This window comes from Flavobacterium sp., from assembly GCF_035195345.1.
In the GTDB taxonomy this organism is placed as follows: Bacteria; Bacteroidota; Bacteroidia; order Flavobacteriales; family Flavobacteriaceae; genus Flavobacterium.
In genome coordinates, this window is sequence record NZ_CP136574.1 from 1,083,864 (window position 1) to 1,097,790 (window position 13,927).

Genomic DNA, 13,927 nt, shown 5'->3' on the forward strand with positions numbered 1-13,927 from the left:
TTGCAGTTAAAAATAGAAAAAGATGAAACTTGTAATAGTAACCATTGGACTTTTAGGACTTGCATTTGCAGGTATCGCGATAAAAATTTGGGCGAAAAAGGACGGAAAATTCGCTGGAACTTGCGCTAGCCAAAGTCCGTTTTTGAATAAAGATGGAGAAAACTGCAGCTATTGCGGAAAAACTCCAGAACAAATGAAAGACTGCAACGAAGAATCGCACGCATAATTTTAACCATTTATGATACTAACAATACTCTTAATCGCTTTTGCGGTTATCGTGTTTATTCAATTTATTTATTACCTTTTTATATTCGGAAAATTCTCATTTGGTAAAAAAACAGAAGGAACTCCGAAACGTTTGCCAATTTCCGTTATTGTTTGTGCAAAAAACGAAGAAGAAAATATCAAAAAATATTTTCAAACTTTAGTCACTCAAAATTATCCTGACTACGAAATTGTCTTAATTGACGATGCATCGAGCGATGAAACTTTAGAGCTTTTTGAAACGTATGAAAAGCAATATGCAAATGTAAAACTAGTTAAAGTTCAAAATGTCGAAGCTTTTTGGGGTAATAAAAAATTTGCTTTAACCTTAGGAATTAAAGCCGCAAAAAACGAGTATTTAGTATTTACTGATGCGGACTGTTATCCCGCTTCAAAAGATTGGTTGTTGCAGATTTCAAGTCAGTTTACCAAAGAAAAAACCATTGTTTTAGGTTATGGTGCATATGAAAAAGTAAAGAATTCCTTCTTAAACAAAATCATACGTTTTGAAACCATGTTAACCGCTACACAATATTTTTCTTGGGCAAAAATTGGCAAGCCTTACATGGGTGTTGGACGAAATTTAGCCTACAAAAAAGAAGAGTTTTTCAATGCGCGCGGTTTTATGGATCATATGAAAATTCGTTCTGGTGATGATGATTTGTTTATTAATCAAGCAGCTACAAAAAAGAATACAGCTATTTTATATACGCCAGAAAGTTTTACTTTTTCGGAACCAAAAACTACTTTTTCATCTTGGATATACCAAAAAAGAAGACACGCTACCACGTCTAATTTCTATAAAGGATTTGATAAATTTCAGTTGGGATTATTTTTCTTTAGTCAGTTTTGGTTTTTAGTTTTAGCAATTGTTTTATTAGCGTTTCAATTCCAATGGATGATTGTGACTGGAATTATCGTTTTTAGATATTTATTCACTTGGATTTCTCTTGGTTATGCCGCTGGAAAACTAAAAGAAAAAGATGTGATGTATTGGTATCCAATTATCGAAATTGTACTTATCTTTACACAACTGAGCGTATTTTTTAGAAACCTCATCTCAAAACCCGTACATTGGAAGTAAATTCGGTAATCATTCAAGAAAACATTGAAAAAGCAAAAAAGGGAGACCAAGTTGCTTTCACATTTTTATTGGATTTTTTCTGGAATGAAGTCTACGGATTTATGCTAAAACGCACCGAAAACGAAACCGACACCGAAGACATCGTGATTGAAACTTTCGCAAAAGCATTTGATAAAATCTCGACTTACAATCCCGAGTATGGTTTTAACACTTGGTTGATTGCGATTGCAAAAAACGTTCATATTGACATGCTACGCAAAAAGAAATCGTCTTTATTTATTGAAATGAATGACGAAGAAGACCATCAAGCTTATAGCGTAGCAGATGATTCTAATTCTGCTGAAGATGAATTGATTATCGAGCAAAATTTAGCACAATTACTTCAATACATCAAACAATTGAAACCTGCTTATCAGGAAGTTATTCAAATGCGTTATTTTCAAGAAATGGCCTACCAAGAAATGGCAGAACAAATTGATGAACCGCTCAACAACATCAAAATTAAATTGCTTCGAGCTAAGAAATTGTTGGCGGAGATTATTTCGGGGAAGTAATTCGACTTTACATTTCCTAAAACTTTCCTAAAGTTTTCTCATTTTCTAAATTCATACTTCAAAATTCTAAATTTCTAATTGTATCTTTGCCTTTCAAAATTTTGATTATGGACACGGCTATTGACAATGTTTTTCCACCAAGAGAACCCAAACCAAAATGGTTACGCGTAAAATTACCAACCGGTAAAAACTACACCGAACTTAGAGGTTTAGTAGACAAATACAAACTGAATACGATTTGTACTTCGGGGAGTTGTCCTAATATGGGCGAATGTTGGGGCGAAGGAACAGCAACTTTCATGATTTTAGGAAATATCTGTACGCGTTCGTGCGGTTTTTGTGGTGTAAAAACCGGCCGTCCAGAAACGGTGGATTGGGACGAACCTGAAAAAGTAGCGCGTTCTATCAAAATCATGAATATCAAACATGCTGTAATTACTAGCGTTGACCGTGATGATTTAAAAGATATGGGTTCGATTATTTGGGCAGAAACCGTGAAAGCCATTCGCCGAATGAATCCTAATACGACTTTAGAAACCTTAATTCCAGATTTCCAAGGCAACACGAGAAATTTAGACCGAATTATTGAAGTAGCTCCAGAAGTAGTTTCTCACAACATGGAAACTGTAAAACGTTTGACTCGCGAAGTTCGTATTCAAGCGAAATATGAGAAAAGTTTGGAAGTACTTCGCTATTTGAAAGAACAAGGCATCAAAAGAACAAAATCGGGAATCATGTTAGGTTTGGGTGAAACTGAGGAAGAAGTGATTCAAGTTTTACACGATTTAGCTGATGCAAAAGTAGATATTGTAACGATTGGACAATACTTACAACCAAGTAAAAAACATTTACCGGTTAAAGAATACATCACACCCGAAGAATTTGCAAAATACGAGCAAATAGGAAAAGAATTAGGTTTTAGACATGTGGAAAGTGGCGCTTTAGTACGTTCTTCTTATCATGCGGAGAAACATATTCATTAAGCTGGAAGCTGGATGATGGGTGATGGAAGTTTTTAAATCCCGAATTCTAATAATTACGTTTTATAAAACTAACTTTTCAACTTGAAACAAAAACATTGAAACCTGAAACAAAAATAAAAATTGCTATTAATGGTTTTGGAAGAATTGGACGTAATTTGTTCCGATTGCTTTTAAATCATCCTACAATTGAAGTAGTTGCCATCAACGACATTGCAGATAACAAAACAATGGCGCATTTGGTAAAATACGATAGCATTCACGGTGTCTTGAATCAGAAAGTTTCGTTTTCTGAGGATTCGATTAGTATTGATGATAAATCCTATTTATTTTTTCACGAAAGAGAAATCAAAAATTTAGATTGGAAATCAATAAATGTTGATATTGTTATTGAATCGACTGGAAAATTCAAATCGTTTGAAGAGATTAACCAACACATTTTAGCTGGAGCGAAAAAAGTAATTCTTTCCGCACCATCTGAAGTGGATGAAATAAAAACAGTAGTTTTAGGCGTAAACGAACACATTTTAGACGGAAGCGAAACGATAATTTCCAATGCAAGTTGCACGACTAACAATGCAGCACCGATGATTAAAATCATTCAGGAATTGTGTGAAGTGGAACAAGCTTACATTACCACGGTTCACTCCTACACTACTGATCAAAGTTTACACGATCAACCCCATAAAGATTTACGCAGAGCGCGTGGTGCAGCACAATCTATTGTTCCTACAACAACTGGAGCCGCAAAAGCATTAACAAAAATATTTCCTGAATTAGAAGGAAAAATAGGTGGTTGCGGTATTCGGGTTCCTGTTCCAGATGGTTCGTTGACGGATATTACTTTCAATGTCAAACGTCAAGTTTCTATTGAAGAAATTAATCAAGCGTTTAAAAAAGCGGCTGAAACTAATTTTAAAGGAATTCTTGATTATACAGAAGACCCAATTGTTTCAGTAGATATTATCGGCAATCAAAACTCTTGTTTATTTGATGCACAATTAACATCTGTTATCGATAAAATGGTTAAAATTGTAGGTTGGTATGACAATGAAATTGGCTATTCTTCGCGATTAATTGACTTAATTACATTCATTTCTAAAAAATAAAGTTTTTTATTATCGTTAAAAAACTTAAATTGCAGAGTTAATTTTAACCCAAACTTGACTTGGCTAAGCAAATTTTAATATTATTTTTTTTAGCAACTACCTATTGTTACTCACAATCTGTATATAAAGATGCTACAAAAATAAATGATAGTACAGATTATTATTTAGAGATTGGACTTTTTAACAAAGAAGAAAAAAAATCTTATTCTAAGGCTATTTTATATACTGAAAAAGCTATTGAATTTGCTAAAAAAAACAAATTAAGCAACAAGTTAGCTGATTGTTATTTACAATTGGCTACCATTTTTTTTGAACTAGAAAAAAACGACTTAGCTATTGATTACTATATTAGAGCCATTAGCATATATAGTAAAAGCGAACCTAAATCAAACATCGCACTTGCCTATTATAGTCTAGGTAAATGTTACCTTAAAAAAAACAATATTCCTTATGCAGAAAGTTACTTTGAAAAAGCAACTATCGTATATGAAAAATTAAATTTTCTTGAAGCTATTGAAGTTATTAATCTTCAAAAAGCCATTATAAAAAAAGAAAAAAGAAAATACGAAGAGGCAATTACTATTCTTAAAGGAGTAATTGAAAACATAAGTGATGATGCTTTATTAAGTACAAAAACAGAAGCTTACATTCAACTTGGTGAAATTGAAGTCATCAAAAAAGAATACAGTCAAGCTCTTGATTATTTAAATCAAGCTAAATACACTAATGAAACTAGTAATAATGATTTTAAGTTAGCCAAACGAATTTATAAGCTACTTGGCACTACTCACGAAAAGAATAATAACATTTCTAGTTCCAATTTTTATTTACAAAAGTATGTTAACTTAATCGATTCTATTGGAAAACTAAACAATAGCAATTTAACAGAAAACACTGTTGATAAAATACAATTTGATAAACAACTTAAAACAATAGAGCAATTAGACAAAGAAAGAAAGAGTCAGCAAAAAACATTACGTTTCTCTAAGTTAATTAGTATTTTAAGTATTGCTCTTATCTCGATTTTATCATTATTGAGTTTATCACTTTATAAAAACAATAAGATTAGAACTAGTACTAATAAACTTTTAAAAGAGAAAAATAAAGAATTAACACTTGAAAAGGAAAAAGCAGAAAGAGCTTCTAAAGCAAGAGCTGATTTCTTGTCTACAGTGAGTCATGAATTGAGAACTCCCTTAAATGCAATCAATGGAATTACCTATCTTTTATTGCAAGAAAATCCAAAACAAAGTCAATTAGATTACTTAAAATCATTAGAGTTTTCAGGCAACTATTTATTAAATTTCATTAATGATATTTTAGAAATTAACCGATTAGAATCTGACAAAGTAACAATTGAAAAAATAAATCTCAATATCACAAAGTTAAGTCAGAACATTATCAATTCATTCAAAGAGTTTATCAACGAAAACAATATAAACTTCCACCTTAATATTGATAATTCTCTCAACTATAATTTAAAAGGCGATCCTACTAAAATTTCGCAAATTTTAATCAACCTAATAAACAACGCCATTAAGTTTAGTAAAGATGGAGATGTTTGGTTTACCATTAGTAAGAAATCAGAAACTGAAAACAATATTACTTTACATTTTGAAATAAGAGATAACGGTATAGGAATCCCTGAAGAAAAACAAGAAGCAATATTTGATAGTTTTAGTCAAGGTTCGGTTGAAATTAACAGAACTTATGGCGGAACGGGCTTAGGCTTATCAATTGTCAAAAAGATATTAGAAGTAATGGGTAGTGAAATCTACCTAATAAGTGAAGCTGAAAAAGGAAGTACGTTCAGTTTTGACCTTGAATTTGAAAAAGGTATAATAGATCCAGTTACCATTGAAATCAATCAAAATATTGAATTTTCAAATGAAAAAAATATTTTATTAGTTGAAGACAACAAAATAAATCAAATGATTACTCAAAAAATGCTTGAAAGAAAAGGCATTTCATGTGTAATTATAGACAATGGAGAAGAAGCTATAGAAAATGTTAAAACTAATAATTACGACTTAATTTTAATGGATGTACACTTACCTGGAATTAATGGTACAGAAGCAACAACTGAGATTAGAAAATTCAACAATACTGTTCCTATTATAGCATTAACAGCGATATCTCTGAACGAAAATAGAGAAATGCTCCTGTCTTATGGCATGAATGAAGTAATCACTAAACCTTTTGAACCGGAGCATTTATATACTGTTGTAACCAAATATTTATCTAATACTGAATAATCAAATTTTTGATTAGATTTCTGACGTGAGGTTCCGCTTTTTGTGCAGCTTGCAATACTTCTTCGTGATTTACTTCTTCAATATTGTCTTCATCTCCCAAATCTGTAATCACTGAAATTCCAAAACATTCCATATTCATATGGCGTGCAACAATAACTTCTGGTACAGTTGACATTCCTACGCAATCAGCACCTACAGCTTTTACCATTTTATATTCTGCCAATGTTTCAAAAGTTGGCCCTTGTAATGCTAAATAAATTCCTTGCTTCAAATCGATGTTCAAAGATTTTGCTAATTCAAAAGCTTTTTGATTCATGGCATTTGAATATGGTTCGCTCATATTTACAAATCTTGACCCAAAACGTTCATCATTATCTCCTCGTAATGGGTGTTCAGGCATCATATTAATATGATCTGTAATTACTGCAACATCTCCTACTTTATAAGAAGGATTAACTCCTCCCGAAGCATTGGATACTATTAATTTTTCTACCCCTAAGTATTTCATTACACGCACAGGAAACGTTACTTGTTTCATATCGTAACCTTCGTAAAAATGAAAACGTCCTTGCATTGCCACCACCTTTTTAGTTCCAATTGTTCCAAAAACTAAAGCTCCTTTATGTCCTTGAACGGTAGAAACTGGGAAATTCGGAATTTCTGTATAATGTAATGTATGTTCTATGGCAATATCTTCTGTAAATCCGCCTAAACCTGAACCCAAAATCACACCGTATTCTGCAGTAAAATTGGTTTTATTTTTAATGTAATTAACGGTTTCTTGCACTTTTTCCCACATAATCTATTATCGTTTTATCAATGTTTTTACTATTCAAAAATTTAGACTTTATTGGCAAATAAAACAACTGCGATTTAGGCAATAATCCATTTAAACGAACAAAATCTTTTTCGGTTGTAACTATTTCCCTTCCATTAGCTTGAGCTAAAATTTGCTCACAATCTTGTTTTGAAAAATGATGATGATCTGGAAACACAAATGTTTCATCTTTCTCATTTTTTAGAAAATCAAAAAACAATTTAGGTTTTGCAATTCCGGCTACCAAAACTTTACTTTCGGATTGAATTTCAGAAACTAACAATTGACTGTCGTTTCCAAAAATAAAATCATCGTATTGAATTGTGGTAAAGAAAACCTGCTGTTTTACCTTCAACTTTTCTCTGATTTTCTGCTGTGCAAGTTCAGACAAATCCTCCGGACATTTTGTGACAATTATCATATCGGCCCGTTTTTTACCTGAAGAAGGTTCGCGTAAATTCCCGAAAGGCAAAATAAAATCGTTACAAAACAAATCGTCATACGCCGTGAGTAAAATATAAAACCCAGCTTTTACTTTTCTGTGCTGAAAAGCGTCGTCTAATAAAATAATATCTGGTTTATCTTGAAGCAGTACTAATTTTTCAATTCCGTTTTTTCTGTTAGCATCAACTGCCACTTGAATGTTTGGAAATTTCGAATAAAACTGAAAAGGTTCATCACCAATAGAGCTGGCAGTAGCTTTGTCATCTGCTAAAATAAACCCTTCTGTTGAACGTTTGTATCCACGACTCAAAACAGCCACTTTATATTTCTCAGAAAGTAATCGAATTAAATATTCAATTTGAGGTGTTTTTCCTGTGCCACCAACGCTTAAATTCCCAACAGCAATGATAGGAATATCAAACGAATAGCTCTTCAGAACGCCTAAATCATACAACCAATTTCGAACATAGGTTATGAGCCAATACAAAAAGGCTAATGGGAAAAGTATTTTTCGTAACAAAATCATACTACGAAAGTATAATATTTTATCTTTATAATAAAGTTTATATGATTTATCATTTCATTTGTAAGCTGTATTTCGTTATTTTGTGTAATCAAATAAAAAAATAGATGAAACTTTCCAATATACTTTCCGTTCTTGAAGAAATGGCGCCGCTAGGTTATGCTGAAGATTTTGATAATGTTGGACTTTTAGTTGGAAATCCGAACCAGGAAATTGAAGGCGTTTTAGTTTGTCACGATGCATTAGAATCTGTGATTGAAGAAGCAGTTACTAAAAAATGTAATTTGGTGGTTTGCTTCCATCCTATTTTATTTTCAGGCATTAAAAAAATTACAGGAAAAAATTATGTGGAACGTGCCATTTTGAAAGCCATTAAAAATGACATTGCAATTTATGCCGTTCATACTGCTTTGGACAATCATCAAAATGGTGTAAATAAAATTTTCTGTGATGCTTTAGGTTTACAAAATTCCAACGTATTGATTCCGAAAGAAAATTACATTCAAAAGTTAGTCACCTATACGATTCCTGAAAACGTTGAAAAATTACGAAATGCATTATTTGATGCTGGAGCAGGAAAAATTGGGAATTATGAAGATTGCAGTTTTAATTCGAAAGGAATTGGAACCTACATGGGAAATGAAAATTCGAATCCAGAAATTGGTGAACGATTTGAATTTGTAGAAACCGAAGAAATAAAAATTGAAGTTACGTTTGAAAAACATTTGCAAACTAAAATTTTGAAAGCACTTTTTAATAATCATGTGTATGAAGAAGTGGCTTACGAAATTTATCAGTTAGAAAACAAACATCAAAATATTGGTTTAGGAAGAGTTGGTGAATTCGAAAATGCACTTTCAGAAACCGAATTTTTACAATTGGTAAAAGATAAGTTACAATGTGGTGGCATTAGACATTCTGTTTTTACAGGAAAAGCTATAAAAAAAGTAGCAGTTTTAGGTGGAAGCGGCAGTTTTGCAATTAAAAATGCAATTTCCTCAGGAGCAGATGCTTATCTTACGGCTGACTTAAAATATCATCAGTTTTATGAAGCTGAAAATCAGTTACTTTTAGCCGATATTGGTCACTTTGAAAGCGAAAGATTTACAAAAAATTATATTGTTGATTTTCTTAAAGAAAAAATCACTAATTTTGCACCTAATTCGCTGCAATGCGGAATTATTTTATCAGAAGAAAATACAAATCCAGTTAAGTACTTTTAAATATGGCAACAATCAAAGAGATAAGCGTAGAAGATAAGTTAAGAGCCCTTTATGCTTTACAACTAGTTGATTCTAAAATTGACGAAATAAGAAATGTTAGAGGAGAATTGCCTCTTGAAGTAGAAGATTTAGAAGATGAAGTAGCAGGACTTTCTACTCGTTTAGATAAGTTAAAAAGCGATTTAGAAACTATTGATGAACAAATCAAAGAAAAGAAAAACGCAATTGACGAGCACAAAGCTGCCATTAAAAAATATTTAGAGCAACAAAAAAATGTTCGTAACAATAGAGAATTCAACTCTTTAACTAAAGAAGTGGAGTTTCAGGAATTGGAAATTCAATTGGCTGAAAAACACATTAAAGAAATGAAAGCTTCTATTGAGCACCGAAAAGAAGTAATTGCTCAAACGAAAGAAAAGTTAGACGGAAAACAAACGCATTTGAAACATAAAAAAGCTGAATTAAGCGACATTATGGCTGAAACTGAAAAAGAAGAAAACTTTTTATCTTCTAAATCAGAAGAATTAAGAGGTCAAATCGAAGAGCGTTTAATTGCTGCTTACGACAGAATTAGAAACAGTGTTAGAAATGGTTTAGCGGTTGTTTCTATTGAGCGTGGCGCTTCTGCTGGTTCATTCTTTACAATTCCTCCACAAACTCAAATGGAAATTGCAGCTCGCAAAAAAATCATTACAGATGAGCACAGTGGAAGAATCTTAGTAGACGGTGTTTTAGCTGACGAAGAAAAAGAAAAAATGGAAAAATTATTTGCTAGCATCTAATTAAATCCTAAATAATAAATGAAAGTCCTTTTTTTAAAAGGGCTTTTTTTTGTTTTTAATTACACCGAGATTCACAGAGTTTTTTTTGATTTTAATTGTGTTGAAAAGTGATACACAGAGACATTTACTATTATAAGCTTTTAAGACAAAATACTTGACGAACTTTGCGATTAATTTATTTACACAGAGTTTCACAGAGCATTTTTTTATTTTGATTGTGTTGAAAAGAGTTACACAGAGCGTTTAACTTTTTAAAAACTCATAAAGAAACATTGTGTTATATTGTAAAAACTTTGAGAAACTTTGTGCAACAAAAAAATCGCCAAAAAAACTTATCTTTGCAACATGGAAGAAAATGCTACCCGAATTAATAAGTTTCTATCAGAAACTGGTTTTTGTTCACGCAGAGAAGCCGATCGTTTGATTGAGCAAGGAAGAGTTACCATAAACGGAAAAGTTCCAGAAATGGGTACTAAAGTGACGCCAAGTGACGAAGTACGAGTGAACGGCAAATTGATTCAGGAACGTAAAGAAAAACCGATTTATTTAGCCTTCAACAAACCTGCTGGTATTGAATGCACTACAAATTTGGACGTTAGAGATAATATTATAGATTTCATTAACTATCCCGAGCGTATTTTTCCTATTGGTCGATTGGATAAAGCCAGTGAAGGTTTGATTTTTATGACCAATGATGGTGATATTGTAAATAAAATTCTTCGTGCGCGTAACAACCACGAAAAAGAATATATCGTAACCGTAAATCACCCAATTACCGACCGATTTATTGACCGAATGGCAAATGGAATTCCGATTTTGGAAACGATTACCAAGAAATGTAAAGTAGAACAAATTAGCAAATACGTTTTCCGAATTATTTTAACGCAAGGTTTGAATAGACAAATTCGTAGAATGTGTGAGTATTTAGATTACGAAGTAACAGCTTTAAAACGTACACGTATCATCAACATTTCTTTAGACGTAGCAGAAGGAAAATACAGAAACTTAACCGATGGAGAAGTTGCCGAATTAAACAAATTGATTGAACCTTCTAGCAAAACCGAAGAAGCAAGTTTACCGAGTAATAAAGGTAAATTTACGGGTAAGAGGAATTATGGGGAAAGGAATCGATAGAAAATATATAATTATACAATCAAATACAGTGATCTTTGTTAGTTAAAAGACATTCTATTTGTTGGTCTAGATTATTACAATATCTCTTAACTTCATTTATATACTGTAAAATATCTAAATTAGAAAGATCTGACGCATCATCATTATGATGTAGAACATTATTTCTCTTTGTGACTATTTGATTAACAGTATCTTTGTTCTTATTATAATAATCTACATCATCTAAATTAATACCAAACATAGAAAAAAGCTCTTTTGTTCGAAAAGGATTTCCCGAAATAAATGAATCTAAATCCTTTTTTTTAATTTTTAATGATAAAGATTCAAATCTACTTTTTTTCTTATCAAGAAGGGATGAAACTTTAGAATCTGAATTTTCTTTATTTTCAATACTCCATCTAATTAGATTATACGGAAAATTTTCTCTCGCTATGCGTTCGTTATAATCCATTATTAACACCTCTAAAACGTCTTTAAGATAAGTTTCTAAATATCCACAAAGGCTTATCAAAAAAGATTTTGTGAGAAAATTTGCATTTTCATAAACAAAAGTAATTGGTTCATCAGAAATAATAATATCATTACAATCTTTAACAGTCCTTTCTAAATCATGTAGTTTTTCTTCAAAATTTTTAAAAACTTTAGTTACCATTTATCTCATTTATTTTTTGACTCCATAATTCTCTTCTCTTCAAAATAGACGACTTTTGTTGCAAACCACCTGAAAGTGTTTTTTGAAACTCTTCTAACCCGCACAATTCTTCAAATTTTAAATTCAAAGAAATTCTGTGAGAATCTACAAAATCATCAGTTAAATCTTTAAAACTATGCATCATTAAATCATAATATGCGACACTTTGTCTAGGTTTTCCTAAAGTTGTATCAACAAAAGGCTGTTGAAAAGTCCTAAGGCATTTATTTAGAGTATTTTCAAATTTAATTTTCATTTCAGCTGCCATAAGAGTTGTAATATTCTGATTACCTGACATATAATTATCTAAAAACTCAGAAAGCTTACTATCATACTCATCTAAATTATTATCCATAGCAAAAAATCTAAGAACTAATTCCTCATTCGTTCTATCATCTTTACTTTTACTGTTTTGAAACTCTGAAATAAAATGATTATCTCCTAATTCAGATAAAAGATTATCAAGGACTCCAGGATAAATGGCGTGTCTAATTTCTTGATCTTTTAATTTAACAGCACCTTGATTAAGTCTAGCAAAAATTTCATGCACTAATTCCTTAGGATTTTCTTTTCTCAAAACAATACATCTAATAGTTGTACTTTCTAATGTGCTTTTTAATTCCCCAAGCTCTGAAAATCTTTTTCCATTTAATTCTGGATATATATTTAAACCCTCTAATGCAAATTCATCATTAAAAAATTTTTTTATAGTTGTTATCCTTTGAACACCATCTATAACATTATGAAAATTATCCTCATTCTCAGCTAAATAACATGCTGGAATTGGTATTCTCATTAAACATGATTCAATAAAACGACTTGATCGAACATATCCATCTTTATCCCACTTATATTTTCTTTGAAAATCTGGATTCAAAATTAATTTAGGTGGAGTACTTGAAGCTCTTGTCACTAAAGTTTCAAAAGGATAATCAATAGGATATAAATTTAATATTTGTCTCTCGTTAGTCATTATTATCTCATGTAAAAAATTATACAATAAACTTATTATTTCTGCAATTTACAAAACCCATTTCAAACTAAAATGTGGAAATCCGTAAACTTATAAACATTTAAACAGCTATTTCCATAACATAATCATCCATAACATAGCCTTCACCAATATCAATTACTTCGTCTTTTACTTTTGTAAAGCCTAGTTTAGTATAAAAATGTATGGCATGATTGTATTTATTTACGTTTAAGAAAATAGCTTTTTGGTTATTTTCTATGGCTTTTTCTTTTACGAGTTCAAAAAATTGCCGCCCTAAACCAATACCTTGCGTTTCGGGTAACACGTAAATTTTGTGGATTTTGGCTTTATTGGGCTCAGAGTTGAGCTCGTACGAAACAAAACCTACGTAATTGTTATTATCATCTTGTGCTAGATAAAAAACATGGCCTTTATCTATTAATTCTAGTAAAGCAGTTTCGTTGTAAAATTTATCAATCATGTAATCTAATTGTGCCATGGTTAAGATTTCACCATAAGCTACGGGCCAAATTTTCTTGGTTAAATTGATAATAATTTTTAAACCATCTGCAGTAGTAAGTGAAATAAATTTCATGAAATTAAAAATTAAATAAAAACCACAAACACACTAATCTTAACTAGAATGTGCATTTGTGGAAATTAGCTCTAAAATGTATTAAGCTTGTCCTGTAGGCCCAAAATTTAAAGGAATTGGCATTTGCTCACCTTCCTCAATTTTACCATGTGCAGCTTCAAATCGGTGAATATTTTCTCCTAACGCTTTTAATAAACGTTTTGCGTGTTGTGGCGTTAAGATAATTCTTGATTTTACTTTTGCTTTTGGCACTCCAGGCATAATCGTAACAAAGTCAACTACAAATTCCGAATTAGAATGATTGATTATTGCCAAGTTTGAATAAGTTCCTTCTGCGGTTTGCTCGTCTAACTCTATATTGATTTGTCCTTGTTGGTTGTTATTTTCCATTTTTTTTAATTTTTAAACATCTAAGTCACGTAAGTTTTTCTACTTTGATTAGACATATAGTATGTTTTAAGTTCGTTTAAGTGATAATTTAAATCTAATACAAGATTAA

15 protein-coding genes are annotated in these 13,927 nt (G+C 31.3%); 9 read left to right on the plus strand and 6 right to left on the minus strand.

Annotated elements, in window-relative coordinates:
- Positions 1–22: 22 nt before the first annotated feature.
- The 6 genes from RSE15_RS05350 to RSE15_RS05375 all read left to right on the plus strand — a co-directional run bounded on the left by RSE15_RS05350 (position 23) and on the right by RSE15_RS05375 (position 6,246).
- Positions 23–226: a membrane or secreted protein gene (locus RSE15_RS05350; RefSeq protein ID WP_324069933.1), complete on the plus strand. Its 204-nt coding sequence runs from the start codon at positions 23–25 to the stop codon at positions 224–226.
- 12 nt (positions 227–238) lie between these two features.
- Positions 239–1,348 carry a glycosyltransferase gene (locus RSE15_RS05355; protein WP_324069934.1) on the plus strand — a complete coding sequence of 370 codons (1,110 nt, stop codon included), beginning with the start codon at positions 239–241 and terminating at the stop codon, positions 1,346–1,348.
- On the plus strand, positions 1,339–1,902 hold the full coding sequence (locus RSE15_RS05360) for an RNA polymerase sigma factor (protein ID WP_324069935.1): 564 nt from the start codon (positions 1,339–1,341) through the stop codon (positions 1,900–1,902). The genes RSE15_RS05355 and RSE15_RS05360 overlap by 10 nt, the downstream gene beginning before the upstream one ends.
- A 107-nt stretch (positions 1,903–2,009) precedes the next feature.
- On the plus strand, positions 2,010–2,885 hold the full coding sequence (gene lipA, locus RSE15_RS05365) for a lipoyl synthase (RefSeq protein WP_324069936.1): 876 nt from the start codon (positions 2,010–2,012) through the stop codon (positions 2,883–2,885).
- Between the two features lie 95 nt (positions 2,886–2,980).
- Entirely contained in the window at positions 2,981–3,991 is a 1,011-nt protein-coding gene (gap, locus tag RSE15_RS05370; protein WP_324069937.1) for a type I glyceraldehyde-3-phosphate dehydrogenase, read from the plus strand.
- Positions 3,992–4,050: 59 nt separating this feature from the next.
- Positions 4,051–6,246 carry a tetratricopeptide repeat-containing hybrid sensor histidine kinase/response regulator gene (locus tag RSE15_RS05375; protein WP_324069938.1) on the plus strand — a complete coding sequence of 732 codons (2,196 nt, stop codon included), beginning with the start codon at positions 4,051–4,053 and terminating at the stop codon, positions 6,244–6,246.
- Here the strand turns inward: RSE15_RS05375 and RSE15_RS05380 are convergent.
- The gene (locus RSE15_RS05380; protein ID WP_324069939.1) at positions 6,233–7,045 is read right to left on the minus strand and encodes a purine-nucleoside phosphorylase; all 813 of its coding nucleotides are present in this window, start codon (positions 7,043–7,045) and stop codon (positions 6,233–6,235) included. The two genes, RSE15_RS05375 and RSE15_RS05380, sit on opposite strands and share 14 nt — an antisense overlap.
- Entirely contained in the window at positions 7,017–8,033 is a 1,017-nt protein-coding gene (gene lpxK / locus RSE15_RS05385) for a tetraacyldisaccharide 4'-kinase (protein ID WP_324069940.1), read from the minus strand. Before lpxK ends, RSE15_RS05380 begins: the two co-directional genes overlap by 29 nt.
- A gap of 104 nt (positions 8,034–8,137) precedes the next feature.
- Here lpxK and RSE15_RS05390 point away from each other — a divergent pair, with 104 nt between their 5' ends.
- The 3 genes from RSE15_RS05390 to rluF all read left to right on the plus strand — a co-directional run bounded on the left by RSE15_RS05390 (position 8,138) and on the right by rluF (position 11,169).
- Entirely contained in the window at positions 8,138–9,253 is a 1,116-nt protein-coding gene (locus RSE15_RS05390) for a Nif3-like dinuclear metal center hexameric protein (protein ID WP_324069941.1), read from the plus strand.
- Positions 9,254–9,255: 2 nt separating this feature from the next.
- Entirely contained in the window at positions 9,256–10,035 is a 780-nt protein-coding gene (locus RSE15_RS05395) for a zinc ribbon domain-containing protein (RefSeq protein WP_324069942.1), read from the plus strand.
- Between the two features lie 345 nt (positions 10,036–10,380).
- A complete protein-coding gene (rluF, locus tag RSE15_RS05400) occupies positions 10,381–11,169 on the plus strand; it encodes a 23S rRNA pseudouridine(2604) synthase RluF (RefSeq protein WP_324069943.1) in 789 nt (262 codons plus the stop codon).
- Positions 11,170–11,188: 19 nt separating this feature from the next.
- On the opposite strand, the gene RSE15_RS05405 is transcribed toward rluF, so the two are convergent.
- The 4 genes from RSE15_RS05405 to RSE15_RS05420 all read right to left on the minus strand — a co-directional run bounded on the left by RSE15_RS05405 (position 11,189) and on the right by RSE15_RS05420 (position 13,818).
- Positions 11,189–11,821, minus strand: coding sequence for a HEPN domain-containing protein (locus RSE15_RS05405; protein WP_324069944.1), 633 nt, complete (start codon positions 11,819–11,821; stop codon positions 11,189–11,191).
- Entirely contained in the window at positions 11,811–12,833 is a 1,023-nt protein-coding gene (locus RSE15_RS05410) for a DUF262 domain-containing protein (protein WP_324069945.1), read from the minus strand. The genes RSE15_RS05405 and RSE15_RS05410 overlap by 11 nt, the downstream gene beginning before the upstream one ends.
- A gap of 100 nt (positions 12,834–12,933) precedes the next feature.
- Positions 12,934–13,428 carry a GNAT family N-acetyltransferase gene (locus RSE15_RS05415; RefSeq protein WP_324069946.1) on the minus strand — a complete coding sequence of 165 codons (495 nt, stop codon included), beginning with the start codon at positions 13,426–13,428 and terminating at the stop codon, positions 12,934–12,936.
- A gap of 81 nt (positions 13,429–13,509) precedes the next feature.
- A complete protein-coding gene (locus RSE15_RS05420) occupies positions 13,510–13,818 on the minus strand; it encodes a DUF3467 domain-containing protein (protein ID WP_324069947.1) in 309 nt (102 codons plus the stop codon).
- Positions 13,819–13,927 lie beyond the last annotated feature (109 nt).

What these genes read in the sequence shown, in the direction of transcription:
- RSE15_RS05350 (WP_324069933.1), top strand. Translation starts at nt 23, where the DNA reads ATGAAACTTGTAATAGTAACCATTGGACTTTTAGGACTTGCATTTGCA.
- RSE15_RS05355 (WP_324069934.1), top strand. Translation starts at nt 239, where the DNA reads ATGATACTAACAATACTCTTAATCGCTTTTGCGGTTATCGTGTTTATT.
- lipA (WP_324069936.1), top strand. Translation starts at nt 2,010, where the DNA reads ATGGACACGGCTATTGACAATGTTTTTCCACCAAGAGAACCCAAACCA.
- RSE15_RS05380 (WP_324069939.1), bottom strand. Translation starts at nt 7,045, where the DNA reads ATGTGGGAAAAAGTGCAAGAAACCGTTAATTACATTAAAAATAAAACC.
- lpxK (WP_324069940.1), bottom strand. Translation starts at nt 8,033, where the DNA reads ATGATTTTGTTACGAAAAATACTTTTCCCATTAGCCTTTTTGTATTGG.
- RSE15_RS05390 (WP_324069941.1), top strand. Translation starts at nt 8,138, where the DNA reads ATGAAACTTTCCAATATACTTTCCGTTCTTGAAGAAATGGCGCCGCTA.
- RSE15_RS05395 (WP_324069942.1), top strand. Translation starts at nt 9,256, where the DNA reads ATGGCAACAATCAAAGAGATAAGCGTAGAAGATAAGTTAAGAGCCCTT.
- rluF (WP_324069943.1), top strand. Translation starts at nt 10,381, where the DNA reads ATGGAAGAAAATGCTACCCGAATTAATAAGTTTCTATCAGAAACTGGT.
- RSE15_RS05405 (WP_324069944.1), bottom strand. Translation starts at nt 11,821, where the DNA reads ATGGTAACTAAAGTTTTTAAAAATTTTGAAGAAAAACTACATGATTTA.
- RSE15_RS05410 (WP_324069945.1), bottom strand. Translation starts at nt 12,833, where the DNA reads ATGACTAACGAGAGACAAATATTAAATTTATATCCTATTGATTATCCT.
- RSE15_RS05415 (WP_324069946.1), bottom strand. Translation starts at nt 13,428, where the DNA reads ATGAAATTTATTTCACTTACTACTGCAGATGGTTTAAAAATTATTATC.
- RSE15_RS05420 (WP_324069947.1), bottom strand. Translation starts at nt 13,818, where the DNA reads ATGGAAAATAACAACCAACAAGGACAAATCAATATAGAGTTAGACGAG.